The sequence below is a fragment of the Paenibacillus sp. XY044 genome (assembly GCF_002257645.1).
Lineage (GTDB): Bacteria > Bacillota > Bacilli > Paenibacillales > Paenibacillaceae > Paenibacillus_AQ.
This window is the reverse complement of sequence record NZ_NQMO01000010.1, coordinates 224124-244222: the sequence shown is the minus strand read 5'-3', so window position 1 is coordinate 244222 and position 20099 is coordinate 224124. Positions and strand designations below refer to the sequence as shown.

The following is a 20099-nucleotide window of genomic DNA, read 5'->3' as shown; positions in this document are numbered from 1 at the left end:
CATGAAATCTCCTTTAAATTAGCTCCATCCCTAAGTTAGGAGCAGCCCGCATTCACACCTTTTTCACGTTCGTTGTTCCTTGCGTATTTATATCCACGAAGTACGATCTGTCGCAAAATAAGCAGAAATAATGCGCTGCTCGGGAAGCACGGCAATGATATTGCCCCGCTCGTTCATCACATAAATAAGATGGTATTTCTCTCTTTTTAATAGACGCAGGATGCTGTCCAAATGTTTCGCCGGATCGGCAACGATGGGCTGCGCGAGTCCCCCATCCGCTCTGGAGCGGCCGTACATCGATTCCCGGTGCATGAGAAATCTTGTAAATCGGTAGGGCAGGTTCCGGTAATCGACCCAGTTCGAGTACAGAAGAAAAATACCGATCAACAGCAGGTTCAGCTGAACGCTGCCCTTCCCTTGAAAAAGCGGTACCAGCGCGTATAAAATGACGATCGCACTCGCCCCAACACTGATCCTTGAGGACCAGAGCAGCGTACGGTGATAAGGGAAAAACAAGCTGGCTGCGGACTGTAATATTTTCCCTCCGTCAAGGGGTAAAATCGGCAGCAGATTAAACAATGCAATCATCGCATTGCCATAAATTACATAAGACAGAAAGGCGCCATCTCCCCAGCCTGCCAGACGGAGGAGCAGCGCGAATAGGATCATGATTCCGTTCTGCAAAGGTCCCGCGGCCGCGATGACGATTTCCTTCCACGCGGTCAGCTTGCCCTGATCTTCGATTTCCACCACCCCGCCGAACGGGAGAAACTGAATGGAGCGGATGCGGACGCCGTACATCAGCGCGGCCCCGGCATGTCCCAGCTCATGAATGAATACGATCGCAAACAGGGTAATAAGTTCGAGAAAATGCCCGGTAATGACCGAAAACAGCATCAGGATCACGAAAAACGGGTGCAGCGACAAGGTCATTCCGCGAACGTTAATCAATCGGGATCACATCGGCCGGATCCACATAATGGCCCCCTTCTTTGACCGCAAAGAAAAGGGTCGGCGTTTCACCATCATTTCCAGAACCGAGCGACCCGACCGGATCCCCGGCCTCGACCCAATCATTCTTCTGTAATTGCGTTTCCTGCAAATGGCTGTATGTCGCAACCAGGCCGCCGGAGTGCTGGATGGTCACCGAGACTCCGGTTTCCGGCGAATCGGTCACTTCCATGACGCGGCCTGTTTCTACACTTTTCACCTGAAGCGCCGTGCTTGAAACCTGATCCGGAGCAATTTCCACACCTTTCAGATTAACGGCGAAAGCCTGAACGATTTTACCTTCGATCGGGGGTACCATCGATTTGGACGCATCGACTTTCAGCGGGGACACCGGATCCTGTTTGAAGATAGGGATAAAAGAAGGCGCCTTCCCGAAATACGTTTCATACCATGCTTCCGCAGCCTGAAAGTCCATTTCCCGGTTCAGCGATTGAACGACAAAGCTTTGTACTTTCCCGCTCCATGGCTGGTTGATCGGAAAATGGAACACGCTCCACACCCCCGCAAACACAATCGCGCTGAAAAACAGGCGCCACATGAAACCGGAAACAAAATGGTGCTTTCTATGAAAGGGGCCGCCGGCCTGATATCGTTCCTTTTTCCACTGCTTTTCCGGATCGGGCTCGGGTACGTAGCTTTCGGCCAGTCTGCCCCGGTTCCACAGCCCGGTCTCGTCCCGCATGGGCATTGACTCCGACTGCGACTGCGGCTGGATCGGCATCGTTTTTGACAAATCGTCTTTGGTCAGCAGATCGCGGATCCGTTCTTCTCTCCGCTGTTTGATGGAAGATTTCATGTCCACTTGTGCTCATCCCCTTTTCGAGGCTTGTTTTATACCAGTTTATGAGGGAAAGTCCCGTTTTTAGAACAAGCCTTGGATGTAGAGTACATGCCCATATACAGGAGCAGTCATGGCGCAATAGGTCGGCCCGGGAAGCAGGAAACGCTTGGGCAGTACGAATATCGGTGAAAAGATCTTCGTGCGCAGGATATCGGTAATTTGCTGCAATAATATCCCCCCCTGCTAAGCCGTAGGGACGGCTCCATCACCTACCCACAGAGTTATAACTACAAAAAAGCAGCCCCGGGAATCATCCCAAGGCTGCTTTGTTTTGCGACCAAGTTAAAACTGGACTTACTCCTGTCCTCAGCATTCTACGGGTTCGTCACACCTTCTGGATCTTAGGCGGCACCGGGGCGGCGCTCGATGACTTCCTTTTGCTCAGGTCCAGCTTCTTCTGCAGGGCGCCCAGCACGATGTCGGCCACGATCGCCAGCAGGGCCGCGGGGATGGCTCCGGCAAAAATCCGCAGCGAGTTGTTGCTGTTCAGGCCCGCGTAAATCTCCCGCCCCAGTCCGCTGCCTCCGACCAGAGGCGCAATCGTCACGACACCGATGGCAATGACGGCGGCGATGCGGATCCCTGACATCAGGTAGGTCAGCGCCAGAGGGAACCGGACTTTATAGAGCAGCTGAAACGGACTCATGCCGATGCCCCTGCCGGATTCCATGTAGCTCGGATCCACCTGCTTGAGCCCGACGTACGTATTGCGGACAATCGGGTTGAGCGAATACAGGAACAAACCGACCATTACTGTTTTCATGCCCAGGCCGAGCCACAGCATCAGGATGACCAGCATCGCCAGGCTGGGGATGACCTGCAAAATGTTCGTGATGAACAGAATGACCTTCGCCGCCCAGCGGCTTCTGGAACACAAAATACCAAGCGGTACCCCGATGACGATCGCAAGCCCCAGCCCGATCACCACCATCAAAATATGCTGGATGAAATACTCCCATAATAACCCGCTGTTTCGCGAGACATAAGATACGAAATCCATAAACGTTAGCTTTTTCTCGTCCATGCTAAACCTCCTCTAGCTCTTGATCAAACCTTTCTCCTTCAAATAGGCAATCGCGACTTCCCGCTCGCTTTTCTTCTCGATATCCACCTGATAGTTCAGCGAAATCATCGTGTCGGCATCGATATGCCCGATCAACGGAGCAATGGCGTCTTTGATTTCAGGATGCTTTTGGAGAATGTCCGTCCGGATGACCGGACTCGCATCGTACGGAGGGAAGAACTGCTTGTCGTCCTTCAGCGTCTGCAGCTGGTAGGCTTTCAAGCGTGAATCCGTGGAATAGGCCAGCACGATATCGACCTGACGGTTCGCTACCGCACTGTACACGAGGCTGATCTCCATGGGGAATACCTGCCCGAACTTAATGCCGTACGCCTTGGAAAAGGCCGGGTAGCCGTCCGCTTGCCGTTCCAGCCACGTCGTGTCCACGCCGAGCTTCATGGACGCCATATCTTTTTTGACATCCGAAATCGTTTGGTAGCCCTTCGAATTGGCGAGATCCTTACGGACCGTAAAAGCATACGTATTTTCAAAACCTAACGGGTCCAACCAGCTGAAATGAAAATACTTGTCAAAGCCGGTCTTGGCTTCTTCGAGTACCTTCGCCCGGTCCTTGGTTTCGCTGATCGGAAAATGGTTGTTGAAAATTTCGCCCGTATATAGCGTGGACATTTGGATGTCGTTTCTTTTCATCGAATTGATGACGATCGAGCTTGAGGCCAGGTCCGGAATAATGTCGACGCTGACGTTGGTTTTATCTTCGATCAAGGCCTTGTACATTTCGGCCAAAATTTTCGTTTCGGTATAGGTTTGGGTTCCGATGACCACATCCTGCTGGATCCCGCAGGCCGAGGTGATGCCTGTCAGAAGGATGGCACAGCATAAAAATAACGACAATTTGAACGTTTTCAGTTTCATCACGCCTCCTCGGATCAGTCTAAAGGGCTTCGTCAGCCTTGTCATACGGCAGCACTCCGGGTTTGACGGTAGCGCCGCGTCAGCCAGCCTTCCAGCAGGCCCAGCAGGCCGTCGGCCACCAGAGCCAGCACAACCGCACCGATGCCGCCGATAAAGATCATTTCCGGCTTGTTGACGCCAAGACCCGAAACGATCAGCTGTCCGAGTCCACCGGCCCCGATCAGCGAAGCGAGCGTCGCCCAGCTGATGATGTATACCGTCGTAATCCGTATGCCAGACATGATATAAGGAAGCGATAAGGGAAGCTGGATTTTCAGAATCGCCTGGGCCGCACTGTATCCCATTCCTTTCGCGGAATTCAGCACGCCTTTATCCACCGATTGAAATCCGTCGTAAGTGTTCCGCAGAATCGGCATGAGGGAGTACAGCAGCAGCGCCAAAATGGCCGGCTTCACGCCGATGCCGAGCAGCGGGATCAGAATGGCCAGCAGCGCCAAGCTCGGGACCGTCTGAAACAGGTTGGCGATAAAAAACACTACACTGTTGATCCATCCGACCCGGTTGTATACCAACAAGATTCCGATCGGGACCGCCACAATCGTCCCCAGAATGACCGCGGAAAAAGAGATGGTCAGATGCTGCCGGAGTGCCAGTAGGATGTCCGGGTACCTTTCGGTGATAAAACTCCAAAATTCGTTCACACCGGCTCCCCCTCTCCGACAGGCTGCGGAGGGGCCAGGTTCGGATAAACTTCGGCCAGATGCTTGACGACGCTGCCCCGGGTCACCAGCCCCAAGAACCGGTTATTGTCGTCGACCACGGGCACATTGCTCAGCTGATGGCTATCCATGAGCTCGATCGCCTGAGGCAGCGTGCTCCCTGAAGCTACCGAAAAGCGGACTGGGACCATAACGTCGGCAACCGTTTTGCCTTCTTCCCCGTACATATCGAGCACCCGGTAGATGGAGACCGCGCCCTGCAGCTGCTTGTTCCGGTCCACGATAAACAGGGAGTCTACGCGCTTGGACTCCATCATTTTGATCGCTTCAGCCAAACCGCGGTTCGGGAAAGCCGTCACGGGATTCGTAATCATGACGTCGTCGACGAGAGGAATTTCATAGGAGAGTTCATTCTCGCTCTGCAGCCGTTTCTGGCCGATAAAGTTACGGACGAAATCATTCGCCGGATGGCGCAGGATAGCCTCGGGCTTCCCGGTTTGCACAATTTGCCCGTCCTTCATCAACACGATCGTGTCCGCGATTTTGATCGCTTCGTCCATATCATGCGTTACGAAAATGATCGTTTTGTTCAGCTCCTGCTGCAGCCGGATGAGCTCATCCTGCAGCTGCTCCCTGCTGATCGGGTCCAGCGCCGAAAACGGCTCGTCCATCAGGATAATATCCTGATCCGCCGCCAGCGCCCGGATGACCCCGACCCGCTGCTGCTGCCCGCCGCTGAGCTCGGAAGGATAACGGTTCCGGTAAATGGTATGGTCGAGCCCCACCATGTCGAGGAGTTCATTCACTTTCCGGTCGGTTTTCTCTTTATCCCATTTTTTCAAGTGAGGGACGACTGCCACGTTTTTGCCGATATTCATATGGGGGAACAAACCTACGCTTTGAATGACATAACCGATGTTCCGGCGCAGTTCCACCGGGTTGAGTCCGGATATGTCTTTTCCGTCGATGAGGACTTTTCCGGAGGAAGGGGTGTTCAGGGCATTGATCAGCTTCATGGTCGTCGATTTGCCGCATCCGCTGGGGCCGATCAAGACTGTGATTTCACCTTTTTTAAACTCCAGGTTGATGTCCTTGAGGGCTTGAAACCCGTCATCGTACACTTTGTTTACATGATCCAATACAATCATTCAATCGCTCCTTTAGCCAGCAGTATTCATAGTATGTGGAGCATTTCGCATATCATCCGCCATCCGGTATAAAGACTTGGTACCCGAATGGGGTCAGGTCCATCAAACATGGCTTTAATCATCAAGTATCTGAGCTTGTTTCATAGAGAGGCTCAGGGGCCTGTTATGTAGTGGAGAAGCGGTTTTCCTTACGGGGATATAAAAGGAAAAAAATCATCCTGAATGAACGTCGCCATCTGTAACGATCGCTGAAGCTAGGCATCGTTCATTTTAAGATTCTCGAGATCAACAGACATGCCAAAACGTAAAACAGACAAGCCTAACTCCTTTGGACCTGGACGGAAGAATAACGAAATGCGACTGTGGATCCGGTTCCAAGTAAGAATTTGGGACCTCCTGCCTGGCTGGCTCACAGCAGGTTTTAGTTTATTACCCAATTTGCTGCAAAATGAAACAGGCAGGGGGCTTTTTTTTAAAAAAAAGAAAATTCAGCCGGCATGGCAGCCATCCTGATGCGGCATGAAACGCCTGCCGGCGTTATTTTTTCGTCCCTCGGGTCCAGAATCCTCCGTGCAGCATGACTGGCTCGGTGACGACAATGAATGCCTTCGGGTCAAGCTCTAGTATGGAGTTGTAGAGCTTCTTCTGGTTTTTACGTTTGGCCAGCACTTCGAAGACCAGACGATGGCCGTCGCGGCCGCTGCCGATCCAGGAGGTGACGCCATACCCGATATTGCGCAGCGTGTTGGCCATATCGCTTTCGGGATCATTGACGATGACCTTCATCGTAATGTAACCGAGCGCAATCCGGTTTTCGATCCAGGAGCCGACCAGAACGCCGAGACCATAGCCCACGGCATACACGATCAGGGAGAGCGGCTGATTGACATACTTGAGCACGATGCTGAGCCCGAGCACATAAATCGTAATTTCAAACATGCTGAGCACCGCGGCCAAATATTTTTGGCCTTTCAACGTCAGGATCATGCGCAGCGTAAAGAAAGAGACGTACACGATTTGGATGACGAAAATAAAAATCAGTATTCCGAGCATGATAAGCACCCCTTGTCTATTCTCAGGTTGTCTTTGTAGTAACTTAACCCAATTCGCCAAGCCTCTATTCACCCCGGGATGGAAGGAGGATAGGAATGCACTTATTGATGAAGGAGATTTGGAAGAGTTCATGCGGAGTTTAGCACAGCAAAAAAAGGGATGGAGCCAAGTGGCTTCATCCCTTTTCTATAAGAGTAATCATGATATAAAAGAATCCGGTCAACCCATTCCGAACAGCTTTTTGAAACGGGTAAACATGCTCTTCTTCTGATCCAGCTGCATCAGCGGCACCGTATCTCCAAGGATGCGCCGCGCGATGTTGCGGTATGCGATCGCAGCCCGAGATTCCGGGTTCATCACCGTGGGCTCCCCGCTGTTGGCCGCCTTGATGACGTATTCGTCATCGGGCACGATACCGATCAGATCGATATTAAGCACCTGAAGCACATCCTCAATGTCGAGCATGTCTCCGGACTTGACCATATTCGGCCGAATCCGGTTCACGACAAGCTTGGGCGACTCCACTGATGAGCTCTCCAATAGACCGATAATGCGGTCCGCGTCGCGAACGGCGGCGTTCTCCGGCGTGGTGACGACGATCGCCTTGTCCGCTCCGGCAACCGCGTTTTTAAATCCCTGCTCAATGCCGGCAGGACAGTCGATAATGACATATTCGTACTCTTTCTTCAGTTCAAGAATAATATCCTTGACCTGTTCCGGCGACACCGCGTTTTTGTCCTTGGTTTGGGCGGCCGGAAGCATATACAGCTCGTCAAAGCGCTTATCTTTCACCAGCGCCTGGTTCAATCGGCAGCGCCCTTCCGCCACATCGCATAAATCGTAGATGATCCGGTTCTCCAGGCCCATCACGACGTCCAAATTGCGCAGGCCGATATCGGTATCGACCAGGCACACTTTTTTGCCAAGCAGCGCAAGCGCGGTTCCGATGTTCGCCGATGTAGTCGTTTTGCCCACACCGCCTTTACCGGAAGTAACGACGATAGCTTCTCCCATGTGTTACACCCCTTTAAACACGTTAAAATCCCGCCGTATCCGGACAATATTGCTAATTTTATCGATTTGCATGGCTCCGTCGCGCAAAAACGCAAATTCCATGCTCGTCTCCCGAATGTTCCATTCGTCCGGAGGCCGGCTGATTCTCTCGGCAATCCGGAGCTGGGTGGGGGCAAAATGGGATGCCGCAATGATCGCTTCCTCATTTCCCTCAACGCCGGCATGGGCCATTCCACGCAGAGCACCCAGTATATAAATATCACCCGTGCACAGAATGCTTCCGCCGGGGTTCACGTCCCCCAAGAAAAGCAGGTCGCCGTGATGCTGCAGCACCTGGCCCGATCGGACCATTCCGCTCATGACTGCATAGGCCGGCTCTTCTCCTGGTTCGTCTTCCCCCTCAGGCATCTCCACAGAACGGATCAGCAAATTCCCCTTTTGCTTCAAGATGTCCAGCATGGATTGTTTCTGGTCTTCCGATATACGTCTTGAACCAAGCTTTACATCCACATGAATAATCGGTCCGGTCAAAATATTTTGATGAGTGTGCTCCAGCTTGTACCTCAGCTCACCCAGCAGCTCCTCAAATTCACATTCGTCATCGAGCAGGAAAACCAGGCCATCTTTGATGCCCTTAATCGTAACATGATTCGATTTGACTGCCATGCCTGTCCCTCCTATCTCTATACATTTCGTCCCTGGGTGCATAAGTTCCTGCCTGATTTTGCAAAATGTAAGGGCGGTTTACGCCGCCTTTTCCATTTTTGTGCGTTTACCAAGCTTCTCGAGCTGCTTGCGCAGCGGAACATAAATGATTAACCCGAAAACAAAATGAACGACCAGATCGGGCAGAATATGGTGCAGCAGGTTCCAGTTATACGGAACGGCCGTGAGCGAGAACACCCGGTAAATCCCGTACAGCAAGCTGTCAAACAGCAGGCTCCCCAAAATGATGACCGTCATCATGACCGGCATTTGGGCACGCGGCATCCGAAAAATAAAGCCCATAATATAAGCCGTAACCCCCATAACAAAGGAGTACGTGCCAATCATATCTCCGTAAAAGATAACGTCATGCAGCATACCGAATATAATCCCGAGAACGAGGGCGGTGTGGCGATGATGGTATACCGAAACAAATAACAGGACGATCAGAACCAGATTCGGCGAAATGACGTTCTGCCAGGAGCCCGGCAGCAGCCACGGAACGATCGTGCCTTCCAGAATAAAAAGGACGAACAGCAGCAGGATCAACACTTGCTTGCGTACCATTATTGCGGTACCTCCGGTTGCGATACGACGAAGAGCAGCTTCCAATCCTGGAACTCCGCCGCAGGATCAATCGTAGCCGTCTTCGTCTTCCCGAACGGACTGACCTGGACCTTGGTGACTTTGCCGATAATCAGACCTTGCGGATACTTACTCGGATCTCCTGAGGAAACGATAGTGTCTCCTTCCTTGATCGGATCATTCTCCTTGATCTGGGTCATCTGCAGGGTCTTGCTGACCTCGTCATAACTCTCAATAATTCCGAATACCTTATGATTGTTCAGCGACGTCGCCGAAATGCCGTTGGAATTCGGGTCTTTCTCATCCATCGTCGTAATCAGCTTGACGGTCGACGTAAAGTTGCTGACATGGCTGATCACTCCGACAAGGCCCTCGCTCGAAATGACCGACTGGCCGACCTTTATGCCGTCCCGCTCGCCCAGATCTATGATCAAGGAGCGGTTTACCGTATCCGAGTTGACGCTAACAACCTGGGTAATATGATAAGTATAATTGTTCCGCTCTTTCTGGGCATTCGTAAAATGCAGCTTTTCTTCCAGGTTCTTATTTTCCTCTTCCATAAGATTATATTTGACCTTATCGCGCGTATAATGGGCAAGAGCAATCTTGAGCTCCTCGTTTTCTTTGTAAATGTCCCGCATGTTGGCAATATCTTTAAACAAGCCCGCTATGTAACCAGCGGGCTTATAAAAAATATTTTGGGCAAATCCGACAGTATCCCTCAGAAACTTCTCGGGCCAGGATAACGAGGCCCGGGGCCCCAACGTAAATCCCATGAGCGCAATAAACATAACCAAACCAATCAGTATGACAAACAATCGCTTATTACCGAGCAGTTTAAACAGTTCTAACACCCTCTAACTTACTGATTTCTCTCCCATGATCAGGGGTGACCCGCTTTATAACCGCCTAGCGTTTGGAACGCACGGCCGAACTGCTGCGGGATTTGAATAGATGAATGTTCTCGAGCGCCTTGCCTGTACCGATGGCAACGCAGTCCAGCGGATTGTCCGCCACGATGACCGGCATGCCTGTTTCTTGTGCCAGCAGCTTGTCCAAATTGCGCAGCAGGGCTCCGCCTCCGGTCAGGACGATACCGCGGTCCATAATGTCGGCGGCAAGTTCTGGTGGACATTTCTCCAGCGTGACCTTCACCGCTTCAACGATCGCATTAACCGTGTCAGACAGAGCTTCACTGATCTCGTCGGATGTGATGGTGATCGTCTTCGGCAAACCGGTTACGAGGTCGCGACCGCGGATTTCGCTCGTTTCCACTTGCTCCAGCGGCAGCGCAGAGCCCACTTCCATCTTGAGCTGCTCTGACGTCCGTTCCCCGATCATTAGATTGTATTGGCGTTTAATGTATTGAATGATTGATTCGTCCATTTCGTCGCCGGCCACTCTCACCGAACGGCTCGTGACGATACCGCCCAGGGAAATGACCGCAACTTCGGTCGTGCCCCCGCCGATGTCAACAACCATGCTGCCTGTCGGCTCCCATACCGGGAGGTCCGCGCCGATGGCTGCCGCAAACGGCTCTTCGATTGTGTAAGCCTCACGCGCACCCGCCTGCTTCGTGGCATCTTCAACCGCCCGCTGCTCTACCGCAGTGATGCCCGAAGGTACGCAAACCATCACGTTTGGATGGCGCTGGAACATGGAGCGCTGCTTCTGCGCCTGACGGATAAAATATTTAATCATGGTGGCCGTCGTGTCAAAATCCGCAATGACCCCGTCCTTCATCGGACGGATGGCACGGATATTTCCCGGCGTGCGGCCGATCATTTTCTTGGCGGATTCACCAACGGCTTCAATGCTCTTCGTATCGGTGCGCAAAGCGACTACCGAGGGCTCTCTAACGACAATTCCTTTTCCACGGACATAAACGAGCGTATTCGCCGTCCCCAAGTCAATACCCAAATCTTTCGTGAAGCTCCCTAACATGCTGTAATCTCCCTTTCTTCGTCAATCTCAACTATTATATTACATCAAGCCTTGCTCCTTCAAACTGACGTATCCTCCATCGCCGATGATCAAATGATCCAACACCTCTATGCCCACAATGTCCCCTGCCTCCTTCAAGCGGGCGGTCAGGGAAATATCTTCTGGACTGGGGGTGGGATCTCCACTGGGATGATTGTGTGCACAGACGACGGATGCGCTGCTGCACTTAATGGCTGCACGAAACACCTCGCGGGGGTGCACGATGGAGGCGTTTAGACTGCCGATCGAAAGCGTCTCTTGAGCAATAATGTGATTTTTCGTATTCAAAAACAGACAGACAAAATGTTCCTTCTGTAAATACCGCAGCTGCTCTGACAGCACGTTCGCAGCATCCTTCGGACTCCGTATCGTAACGGGCTCCTCTTTGCGCGCTTTGGATAAGCGCTGTCCAAGCTCGATTCCAGCCTTGAGCTGCAGTGCCTTCGCGCTGCCGATGCCCCGAATGGACATCAGCTCTTCAACGCTCAGGTCGACCAGATTTCGTAAACTGCCGACTTGCTTCAGTATCCGCTGGGCCAAATGTACGGCCGACTCCTGGCGGGTTCCCGTTCGAAGCAAAATAGCAAGCAGTTCGGCATGGCTTAAAGCACTCGCCCCATATTCAAGCATGCGTTCTCTAGGCCGTTCTTCATGGGGGATGTCGCGCAGCAGATAAGTTTGCGACTCCATGGGTTCCCCTTCTTTCCCTTCATTCAAATAACATCCGCAAATTTTTACAAAACGTCGATTCCGAACTCGCCCAGCATGTCCGAAAGCAGGGACAGCGGCAGTCCGACCACGTTAAAATAGCATCCTTCGATCCGTTCGACGATCGTTGACCCGAGTCCCTGGATCGCATATGCACCGGCTTTGTCATCAGGCTCTCCGCTTATGGCGTAAGCCTCTACCTGGCGCTCGGTGAGCGGCTTCATCGTCACCGACGTTACCCGATGGCGCACCATCGTCTTGCCGTTCATAACGTCGATGACGGCGACTCCCGTATATACCTCGTGGGTCCGGCCTTGGAGCGATGTCAGCATACGAACCGCATCCTGCTTGTCCACCGGCTTGCCCAGCACCTGATTGTCCAACACAACAACCGTGTCACTACCGACGATTACGGCATCCTCCTTCTGACCGTGAAGCGAGGCATAGACGGCTTCCGCTTTGCGTAATGCCAGTCCTTCCACGACCTGCTGCGGTGTCCAATCTTCGGGTGTATGTTCTTCAGCATGACTGGGACGGATCTCAAACGGAATATGTAGAGAAGCGATCAGCTCCTGCCTTCTTGGTGAAGTTGATGCCAGAATAATGCGGCGTGAATGGTTTGATTTCAATGAAAGGATCTCCTTTTGTCCGGTAGTTAAAGCCTGCGATACAGCCACACGGAGACAATGATGCCGATCAAACTCAGCAGGCTTAGTTTCATTTGAATGGTAATGTCGTAACTGATAATGTCCAAATTAGCTTGCGGTGACCATTTGATCATCGTGGATGCGGTTAGAAAAGAAAGAGCTTGTACAGGCTCCAGCGCTTTGGCTATCCATGCTCCCGCCAGCCAGCCAAGCAGCAGAAACAACAGTAATATTCCAACATTCTTCTTCATTCTTCTCTTCCCTCGCCATAATTTGACACCCACATTATTATACGGTTATTTGGACGTCAATACAAACACAAATCCGGCATGGGGAAGTATTTCCATTTCCACGCCGGATCTTCGAGTTTATGCTTTTTCCAGGGAGGCGACAAGCTGCTTCTGCAGCATGATGAATTCCATCATCCGGGACTGGATTTCCCATAGATGCCCCTTGGCCGTATTTTTGTTGTACTCCTCTACGGATGAAAGCGAACTGTTCATCGCCTGCTCCAGCTGCTTGCCCATCTCCTGCTGATCCGCGCCCAGACCGGCCTGGAACGGCTTCGCCGCCTCTGTCCACTGCTGATGCAGATCGGTCAGACGGCTCATATCCTCGGCACCGATTTTCTGCGGAATATCCTTCCCTAAAAGGCTAGCCGACGTTTGGCTCAGCAGCGCAACCAGGTCCGCGCTCACTTGGAAGTATTGGTTGACGGCCTTCGCATCCCCGTTAAAATGCAGGGAGGTTGCAGCCGGAAGATCCACTTCCCGCACATACAGCTCAACTCCCTGTACCTTCAGCTGATTGCTGAGCAGCTTGGCCTGTTCCCGATCCGTGGACATGCCGGCATATACCCGGTTCTCCTCATCCGGGTCGTTTCCTGCGGCGATGCCGTACCGCTCCAGCTCATCCTTCGCTTGCTGAACCCGATCGGCGGTGCTGAATACGCCGTACTGCAGCATATAGTAGGTTTGAGGTCCTACCTCGACAGCGACCGCCGGGACGGAAGCTTGGTCATCAGCGGCCTGCACAGTAGTACTAACAGCACCCTGGTTCCCTTGATTTCCACTCTGATCCATCCCCGCGGACCCGTCCTTGAAAAAGGAGAGCACCACCAAACCGAACAACGCTCCAGTGACGATCGCCCCAGTCACCGTTCCAATCACCTTCCACAACGACCCCGGCCGATGCGGCCGGTAGGAATATTCCTCGATGACCGGCCCGGTTCTCGCATCAGCGGGACCGTTGTCCATGTCATCGTAGACATCATAACCCTCCCTGTCCGTGTACCGTTCATAGGCACTGTCTGAGTCCCAAGTATCGGGGCTGTCTGGAACACGGCTATCAGGCCCGTCCGCATCGGATTCATGCTCATGAGGATCCTCTACCCGCTCCGGGATTCTGTAACCCATCCTCTCCTCCAGGCGTTCCCAGCTGTCTTCCCTGTTGAACGGGTCACCCCATCCCTGCATCGACGCAGGCACAGCCGATATGGGGGTACGTTTCGTTTCCAAATCGCGGCGGTTGTTTCCGGAATAACGATCTTCCGCCCACGCAGGGCTCTCCGCAGCCGGTCCCGCAACCGTCAACTGCCCGCGGTCGTTCTTATCTTCAAGCTGGCGCCCTTGTTCTTCATCAAACCGGAAAGTCATTCTCGCCTTGTTCACACCCAAACACCTCACCCTTGTCTTATCTACTATGTATATATGATAGATTTCCAGGAGTTATGTTTGATTGTCCCACGAAAATGACAAGAGCAAAAAACCGTAACTCCCTTTCGGATTCAGGGAATTACGGTTTCTCATGGTCATTCTGTTACGCAGCCTGCCCCAGTCCGGCATAGGCATCCATTACATCGTCTTGGCGATTTCCGCCCCGACTTTCCAAATATCGCCCGCTCCCATGGTCAGGACAAGCACCCCTGGCTGGAGCCGCGGCTTCAGATCGTTCAGGACGTCCTCTTTCGTCGGTAGATAGCGGGCACCCGCATTGCTGTTCTTGACGATCAAATCAACCAGCTTCGAAGAGCTCACGCCCTCGATTTGCTTCTCTCCGGCCGGCGAATAAATGTCGGTAATGATCACTTCATCGGCTTCGCCGAACGCCCGGCTGAACGCATCGAGCAGGAAGAAGGTCCGCGTATAGCGCTGCGGCTGGAATACGGCGATGATCTTTTTGCCTGTAGCCTTGGCGGCGCTGATCGTGGCTTCAATTTCCGTCGGATGATGCGCGTAATCGTCGATGATCAAAATGTCGTTCTTCTCACCGAGCACCTGGAACCGGCGTTTGGCGCCGTGGAACTTCGAGACGCCAGCAGCGATGGATTCGAACGGAATCCCGGCTTTCAGGCAGGCGATCACTGTAGCCATCGCGTTGTAGACGTTGTGGCGGCCCGGAACGGAGAGCTCCACGGTCCCCAACGTCTGTCCGTTATGCTTCATCGTGAAGGATACGTGACGGTCGCCCAGGACCAGATCCTCGGCGGTATATTCCGCTTCGGAGTCGATCCCGTATGTGGCCACATTGCAGCGGATCGACGGTAGGATCGCGCGGATATTCGCGTCGTCTGCGCAGACGACAGCCGTACCGTCTTCCCTGATCTGGCTCAAAAACTGTACATAAGCGCTCTTCAGTTTCTCGAAATCGCCGTCATAGTTTTCAAGATGATCCGCTTCAATGTTCGTCACGATGCCGAGCCACGGATGGTACTGCAAAAAGGAGCCGTCGCTCTCATCCGCCTCAGCCACCACGTAGTCCCCTTTGCCGGCTTTGGCGTTCGTGCCGACGTTCATAATTTCTCCGCCGATAATAAACGTCGGATCCGCGCCGCATTCCTCCATGGCGAGTGCAATCATGGAGGACGTGGTCGTCTTGCCGTGTGCTCCCGCGACAGCGATTCCTTTGCGTTCATTCAGCAATCTGGCCAGCATTTGCGAGCGGTGAAGGATCGGAATGTTCAGGTGCTCCGCCTCTGCGCGTTCTACGTTGTCCCTGGGAAGCGCCGTCGAATAGACGACCAAGTCCGCTCCGTGAACCTGCTCCGCCGTATGGCCTATATAAATTTTGGCTCCCTTGGCAGCCAGCTTTTCCGTTAATTCCTGGGCGGCCACATCCGAACCCGTGACCGTATATCCCATTTCCAGCATAACCCGTGCGATGGCGCTCATCCCGTAGCCACCAATACCGATAAAATGAACATGTTCAGAATTCAACAGATTTTCACCAACCTTTTTCAGAATCGGTCTGACCCAGCAGGGCTGCCCGCACATCGGAAATCAAATATAGCGTGCCGGACACCACTGCCAAATCCCCCGGTTCTGTCCGTGACTTAAGTATGTCTAGCGCGTGTTTCCAATCCGGTTCTACGATGATCTGCAAACCTGGTTTGCCGTGAGAATGCTTCAGCCGCTCCACAATGTCCAGCAAGGCATCAGCGTCCATTTTTTTCCGGAAATCCGGCTCGGTCAGGATAAGCGTATCCACTATTGGAAGTATATGCTTCAAAGAGGACTCATGATGCTTATTTGACAGCATTCCCATCATCAAATTTAACTGTTTAAAGTGATAATGCCTTTGCAGGCTCTTGCTGAGGCTTTCCAGCCCCTCGGGATTATGCGCTCCGTCCAGGACGATACGCGGAGAATCGCCCACTTCTTCGAGCCGGCCGGCCCATTTTGTATCCCGGAATCCCTTCAGCAGATCCTCATCGTCCATGACAAAAGCCATGTACTGCCGCAGCACCTCCAGCGCCATCAATGCGCCGGCGGCATTGGCAATCTGGTGCTCGCCCTTCATCCCGATCTTCAGATCCAGTTCGCGGAAAGGCCCTTTGAAATGGAATGTCTGCAAGGAATCGTCCAGACCGGTATATTGGTAGGAGAACTGCTCTCCCGCCAAATACAGCGTCGATCGGCACTCTTCGGCTTTTTTCTTCAGCACCTCAATGACTTCCGGCTGATCCACGCAGCTGACCACCGGAACGCCCGGTTTGATGATGCCGGCTTTCTCTGTGGCAATTTCCGCAAGCGTATCGCCAAGAATATCGGTGTGATCCATCCCCACATTGGTGATGACCGAGACGATGGGGTGAACGATGTTCGTTACATCCAGCCTTCCCCCGAGCCCGGTCTCCCATACAACCACGTCAGGGTAGCATTCCTCGGCATAATACAATATCGCCAGTGCCGTGGACACTTCGAACATTGTCGGCGATCCGAGATCCGTGGCCGCGATCTCCTGAACCACAGGATACAGGCGGTTCGCCAGGGAGAGCAGCACCTCCTCCGGAATGTCTTCCCCGTTGTACTGGAAGCGGTTCGTGAATTTGGTGATATACGGCGAAGTAAACGTGCCTACCGAATAACCGCTTTGCAGAAGCACACGGGTCAAATAGGCGCATGTCGACCCTTTTCCGTTCGTGCCGGCGACATGAATGAATTTCAGCCTCCGGTGCGGATTTCCGAACTTCTCCATCAACGTCTCGATCCGCTGCATGCCAGGCCGGATTCCAAACGGAATCAGACCGTTAATCCAATCCGCCGCCTCTTTATATGTGCGCAGAGAAGCCTCCCGTCCGGCTTCGATTTGATCCCCCATACCATTCACCTTCTGAATTATTAGTAAATTTTCTGCTGCGTCGTTATCAGCCTTTCAGCTCTTCGATCCGTGCGATGACTTTGCCGCGTTTATCGGAGTAGTCGGCCATCTTGGCCTTCTCCTCTTCAATAACTTTCGCCGGCGCTTTGGCCACGAAGCCTTCGTTGGCCAGCTTTTTCTCCACCCGCTGCACTTCGCTGTTCAGATGCTGCAGCTCTTTCTCCAGCCGTGCGATTTCCTGGTCGATATCGATCAGGCCGGCAAGCGGCAGGTACAGCTCGGCTCCGGTGATTACGGCGGTCATCGCCTTGTCCGGCGTCGCCAGATCAAGACCGGCCACAAAGCTCGAAGTGTTGCAGAAGCGCTGAACGTAGATTTCGTTCCGGTTCACGATCTGCAGCACTTGTTCGTCGCCCGCCTTCAGCATCAGCTCGATCTTCTTGCTCATCGGAACGTTTACTTCCGCGCGGATGTTGCGCACGGCACGGATGGCATCCATCAGCAGCGACATCTCGTCCGCAGCTTCGGCATTCTCGAAGGTTGGATCATACTGCGGCCATTCGGCAAGCGTGATCGTTTCCCCTTCGTGCGGCAGATGCTGCCAGATTTCCTCGGAGATGAACGGCATAAACGGATGAATCATCCGCAGCGTGCGGTCCAGCACATAGCTAAGTACCGACTGCGTCGTTTTCTTGGCGGCGGCATTGTCTCCGTACAATGAGAGTTTGGCAAACTCAATGTACCAGTCGCAGAGGTCATCCCAAATGAAGTTGTACAGGAGCCGGCCCGTTTCACCAAATTCGTAGGCATCTATTAGACGCGTAATGTCACGGGAAGTTTCGTTCAGACGGTGGAGAATCCAGCGGTCCGCCGTGCTGAGTTCTCCGCTTATGTCAATGTCGTCATATGTGAATCCTTCCAAGTTCATCAGGGCGAACCGGGAAGCGTTCCAAATTTTGTTGGCAAAGTTGCGCGCCTGCTCCACGCGTTCCCAACGGAAGCGCAGATCCTGCCCCGGCGTACTGCTCGTGGAGATCATATAGCGCATCGCATCCGCACCGTAACGTTCGATTACCTCGAGCGGATCGACGCCGTTGCCGAGCGACTTGGACATTTTCCGTCCTTCCGAATCCCGGACCAGACCGTGCATCAGCACGTCCTTGAACGGAATTTCGTCCGTAAATTCCAGCGCGGTAAAGATCATCCGGGCTACCCAGAAATAGATGATGTCATAACCCGTAACGAGCACATTCGTCGGGTAATAACGCTCCAGATCCGCCGTCTGCTCCGGCCAGCCGAGCGTGGAGAACGGCCACAGCGCCGAACTGAACCAGGTGTCCAGTACGTCGTTATCCTGCGTAAGCTCCGTGCTTCCGCATTTGGAGCATTGGGTTACATCATCATGTGCGACGTGAATTTCGCCGCAGGCTTCGCAGTACCAAGCCGGAATCCGATGTCCCCACCACAGCTGGCGGGAAATACACCAATCGCGGACGTTTTCGATCCAGTTCAGATACGTTTTCTCAAAACGATCCGGAACGAACCGTACGCCTTTACCCTCTTTTTGAGCCTTGATGGCTCTTTCCGCGAGCGGCTGCATTTTAACGAACCACTGCGTCGACAAATAAGGCTCTACCACCGCGCCTGTGCGCTCGCTGTGTCCCACCTGGTGCACGTGGTCTTCGATTTTAATCAGCACGCCGAGATCCTTCAAATCCTGAACGATCTGCTTACGGCAATCGGTCCGATCCATTCCTTCGTACTTCGCGGCCTGGTCATTCATCGTTCCGGTCTCATCCATCACGGTAATTTGCGGCAGATCGTGGCGCAGACCCACTTCGAAGTCGTTCGGATCGTGTGCCGGGGTAATCTTCACGGCGCCGCTGCCGAATTCGCGTTCTACGTACTCGTCGGCGATGATTGGAATCTCGCGTCCGACAATCGGAAGCACGAGCATCTTGCCGATCATGTCCTTGTAGCGCTCATCTTCCGGATGAACGGCTACCGCCGTATCGCCGAGCATCGTTTCGGGGCGCGTGGTCGCTACCGTGATATGGCCGCTTCCGTCCTTCAGCGGATACTGCAAATGATACAAATGGCCGTTAACTTCTTTATATTCGACCTCAATATCAGACAAGGCGGTTCTGGCGGCCGGATCCCAGTTGATGATCTTTTTGCCGCGGTAGATCAGCCCTTTTTCATAGAGTTTCACGAAAACTTCGCGAACCGCCTTCGACAGCCCTTCATCGAGCGTAAACCGCTCTCTGGAGTAATCCAGCGAAAAGCCCATTTTAGCCCATTGTTCATGAATCGTTTCCGCATATTGGTCCTTCCATTCCCATACTTTCTCCAGAAACTTCTCGCGCCCCAAGTCGTGGCGGGAAATGTTCTGCTCGCGCAGCTTCTGCTCCACCTTGGTCTGCGTCGCGATGCCCGCATGGTCCGAGCCCGGAAGCCATAAGGCGTCGTATCCCTGCATGCGCTTCGTGCGGATCAGAATATCCTGCAGGGTAAAGTCGAGGGCGTGCCCGATATGGAGCATCCCCGTTACGTTAGGTGGCGGAATAACGATTGTGTACGGCTCCGCCCCGGGCTTCTGCCCGGCTTTGAAATACTGTCCGTCGATCCAGTATTTGTACCATTTCTTCTCGGCCGATTTCGGGTCATACGTCGTCGGCATCCCGGTTGTTGCTTGGTTTTCCTGGTCTGTCATATTGTTCATCCTCCATCACAAGATCAGCTTTGCCCAAAATACAAAAAAACCTTTCGTCCTCAAAGGACGAAAGGTTGTTCTTTCGCGGTACCACCTTTGTTTTGCGACAAGCAGCACAAAAATGCATGCCCTCCGCAACACTCCATACAGATAACGGCTGCAACCGGCCGGCTCTACCTCCCGCGCTTTCGCACGCAGGTGCTCAAACCGACAACTTCCGGGCGACTTCGGACAGCTGCATCCTGCGGAATCTTCCAGCGCTGCAATTCCGCTCTCTGAAGGGCAATACCGCCTACTCTTCCCGTTCATCGTTTTTTGAAGATGGTTGAATGGATCACTTTTCAGCGAAGCTGAAGCGATTACGATCGCAAGAAAAACTTCCGCCAAAAACGGTGTGTCTTCTGTAATTGACGTCGATTCATGTTTTTCTGCAA

At 53.1% G+C, this 20099-nt stretch carries 20 protein-coding genes and 1 other annotated feature; all 20 genes read right to left on the bottom strand.

The window, feature by feature from the left end:
- Positions 1–87: 87 nt before the first annotated feature.
- The 20 genes from CJP46_RS30650 to CJP46_RS30560 all read right to left on the bottom strand — a co-directional run bounded on the left by CJP46_RS30650 (position 88) and on the right by CJP46_RS30560 (position 19665).
- Positions 88–951 (bottom strand): M50 family metallopeptidase, encoded by an 864-nt coding sequence (locus CJP46_RS30650; RefSeq protein WP_094599417.1) that lies wholly within the window; start codon positions 949–951, stop codon positions 88–90.
- The gene (locus tag CJP46_RS30645; RefSeq protein ID WP_256992608.1) at positions 944–1807 is read right to left on the bottom strand and encodes a M23 family metallopeptidase; all 864 of its coding nucleotides are present in this window, start codon (positions 1805–1807) and stop codon (positions 944–946) included. The genes CJP46_RS30650 and CJP46_RS30645 overlap by 8 nt, the downstream gene beginning before the upstream one ends.
- 66 nt (positions 1808–1873) lie before the next feature.
- Positions 1874–2020 carry a hypothetical protein gene (locus CJP46_RS36725; RefSeq protein WP_179281394.1) on the bottom strand — a complete coding sequence of 49 codons (147 nt, stop codon included), beginning with the start codon at positions 2018–2020 and terminating at the stop codon, positions 1874–1876.
- 157 nt (positions 2021–2177) lie between these two features.
- Positions 2178–2876, bottom strand: coding sequence for an ABC transporter permease (locus CJP46_RS30640; RefSeq protein ID WP_094599415.1), 699 nt, complete (start codon positions 2874–2876; stop codon positions 2178–2180).
- A gap of 12 nt (positions 2877–2888) precedes the next feature.
- Complete coding sequence (locus tag CJP46_RS30635) at positions 2889–3791, bottom strand: glycine betaine ABC transporter substrate-binding protein (RefSeq protein WP_094599414.1); 903 nt, start codon at positions 3789–3791, stop codon at positions 2889–2891.
- Between the two features lie 41 nt (positions 3792–3832).
- On the bottom strand, positions 3833–4492 hold the full coding sequence (locus CJP46_RS30630) for an ABC transporter permease (RefSeq protein ID WP_094599413.1): 660 nt from the start codon (positions 4490–4492) through the stop codon (positions 3833–3835).
- Complete coding sequence (locus tag CJP46_RS30625) at positions 4489–5658, bottom strand: ABC transporter ATP-binding protein (protein WP_094599412.1); 1170 nt, start codon at positions 5656–5658, stop codon at positions 4489–4491. The genes CJP46_RS30630 and CJP46_RS30625 overlap by 4 nt, the downstream gene beginning before the upstream one ends.
- Before the next feature lie 537 nt (positions 5659–6195).
- A complete protein-coding gene (locus CJP46_RS30620; RefSeq protein ID WP_094599411.1) occupies positions 6196–6711 on the bottom strand; it encodes a DUF2179 domain-containing protein in 516 nt (171 codons plus the stop codon).
- A 219-nt stretch (positions 6712–6930) separates the two neighbouring features.
- Positions 6931–7725 carry a septum site-determining protein MinD gene (minD, locus tag CJP46_RS30615; protein WP_094599410.1) on the bottom strand — a complete coding sequence of 265 codons (795 nt, stop codon included), beginning with the start codon at positions 7723–7725 and terminating at the stop codon, positions 6931–6933.
- Positions 7726–7728: 3 nt separating this feature from the next.
- A complete protein-coding gene (gene minC, locus CJP46_RS30610; protein ID WP_094599409.1) occupies positions 7729–8391 on the bottom strand; it encodes a septum site-determining protein MinC in 663 nt (220 codons plus the stop codon).
- Positions 8392–8469: 78 nt separating this feature from the next.
- Entirely contained in the window at positions 8470–8997 is a 528-nt protein-coding gene (gene mreD / locus CJP46_RS30605) for a rod shape-determining protein MreD (RefSeq protein ID WP_094599408.1), read from the bottom strand.
- A complete protein-coding gene (gene mreC, locus CJP46_RS30600) occupies positions 8997–9869 on the bottom strand; it encodes a rod shape-determining protein MreC (protein WP_094599407.1) in 873 nt (290 codons plus the stop codon). Before mreC ends, mreD begins: the two co-directional genes overlap by 1 nt.
- Before the next feature lie 55 nt (positions 9870–9924).
- Positions 9925–10959 (bottom strand): rod shape-determining protein, encoded by a 1035-nt coding sequence (locus CJP46_RS30595; protein ID WP_076174388.1) that lies wholly within the window; start codon positions 10957–10959, stop codon positions 9925–9927.
- A 39-nt stretch (positions 10960–10998) separates the two neighbouring features.
- Positions 10999–11688 (bottom strand): RadC family protein, encoded by a 690-nt coding sequence (gene radC, locus CJP46_RS30590; protein WP_094599406.1) that lies wholly within the window; start codon positions 11686–11688, stop codon positions 10999–11001.
- 44 nt (positions 11689–11732) lie between these two features.
- Positions 11733–12335: a Maf family protein gene (locus CJP46_RS30585; RefSeq protein ID WP_094599405.1), complete on the bottom strand. Its 603-nt coding sequence runs from the start codon at positions 12333–12335 to the stop codon at positions 11733–11735.
- 26 nt (positions 12336–12361) lie between these two features.
- The gene (locus tag CJP46_RS30580) at positions 12362–12604 is read right to left on the bottom strand and encodes a DUF4321 domain-containing protein (RefSeq protein WP_076174380.1); all 243 of its coding nucleotides are present in this window, start codon (positions 12602–12604) and stop codon (positions 12362–12364) included.
- A 117-nt stretch (positions 12605–12721) separates the two neighbouring features.
- Positions 12722–14023, bottom strand: a complete 1302-nt coding sequence (locus tag CJP46_RS30575) for an SPOR domain-containing protein (RefSeq protein ID WP_094599404.1) — start codon at positions 14021–14023, stop codon at positions 12722–12724.
- 183 nt (positions 14024–14206) lie between these two features.
- Positions 14207–15571: a UDP-N-acetylmuramate--L-alanine ligase gene (gene murC, locus CJP46_RS30570; RefSeq protein WP_094599446.1), complete on the bottom strand. Its 1365-nt coding sequence runs from the start codon at positions 15569–15571 to the stop codon at positions 14207–14209.
- 4 nt (positions 15572–15575) lie between these two features.
- The gene (locus CJP46_RS30565; protein ID WP_094599403.1) at positions 15576–16952 is read right to left on the bottom strand and encodes a bifunctional folylpolyglutamate synthase/dihydrofolate synthase; all 1377 of its coding nucleotides are present in this window, start codon (positions 16950–16952) and stop codon (positions 15576–15578) included.
- Positions 16953–16998: 46 nt separating this feature from the next.
- A complete protein-coding gene (locus tag CJP46_RS30560; protein ID WP_094599402.1) occupies positions 16999–19665 on the bottom strand; it encodes a valine--tRNA ligase in 2667 nt (888 codons plus the stop codon).
- A gap of 59 nt (positions 19666–19724) precedes the next feature.
- Positions 19725–19983, bottom strand: a binding site (T-box leader).
- Positions 19984–20099 lie beyond the last annotated feature (116 nt).

What these genes read in the sequence shown, in the direction of transcription:
- mreD (WP_094599408.1), bottom strand. Translation starts at nt 8,997, where the DNA reads ATGGTACGCAAGCAAGTGTTGATCCTGCTGCTGTTCGTCCTTTTTATT.
- radC (WP_094599406.1), bottom strand. Translation starts at nt 11,688, where the DNA reads ATGGAGTCGCAAACTTATCTGCTGCGCGACATCCCCCATGAAGAACGG.
- minD (WP_094599410.1), bottom strand. Translation starts at nt 7,725, where the DNA reads ATGGGAGAAGCTATCGTCGTTACTTCCGGTAAAGGCGGTGTGGGCAAA.
- CJP46_RS30595 (WP_076174388.1), bottom strand. Translation starts at nt 10,959, where the DNA reads ATGTTAGGGAGCTTCACGAAAGATTTGGGTATTGACTTGGGGACGGCG.
- CJP46_RS30640 (WP_094599415.1), bottom strand. Translation starts at nt 2,876, where the DNA reads ATGGACGAGAAAAAGCTAACGTTTATGGATTTCGTATCTTATGTCTCG.
- CJP46_RS30560 (WP_094599402.1), bottom strand. Translation starts at nt 19,665, where the DNA reads ATGACAGACCAGGAAAACCAAGCAACAACCGGGATGCCGACGACGTAT.
- CJP46_RS30645 (WP_256992608.1), bottom strand. Translation starts at nt 1,807, where the DNA reads ATGAAATCTTCCATCAAACAGCGGAGAGAAGAACGGATCCGCGATCTG.
- minC (WP_094599409.1), bottom strand. Translation starts at nt 8,391, where the DNA reads ATGGCAGTCAAATCGAATCATGTTACGATTAAGGGCATCAAAGATGGC.
- CJP46_RS30635 (WP_094599414.1), bottom strand. Translation starts at nt 3,791, where the DNA reads ATGAAACTGAAAACGTTCAAATTGTCGTTATTTTTATGCTGTGCCATC.
- CJP46_RS30580 (WP_076174380.1), bottom strand. Translation starts at nt 12,604, where the DNA reads ATGAAGAAGAATGTTGGAATATTACTGTTGTTTCTGCTGCTTGGCTGG.
- CJP46_RS30565 (WP_094599403.1), bottom strand. Translation starts at nt 16,952, where the DNA reads ATGGGGGATCAAATCGAAGCCGGACGGGAGGCTTCTCTGCGCACATAT.
- CJP46_RS30625 (WP_094599412.1), bottom strand. Translation starts at nt 5,658, where the DNA reads ATGATTGTATTGGATCATGTAAACAAAGTGTACGATGACGGGTTTCAA.
- CJP46_RS30620 (WP_094599411.1), bottom strand. Translation starts at nt 6,711, where the DNA reads ATGCTCGGAATACTGATTTTTATTTTCGTCATCCAAATCGTGTACGTC.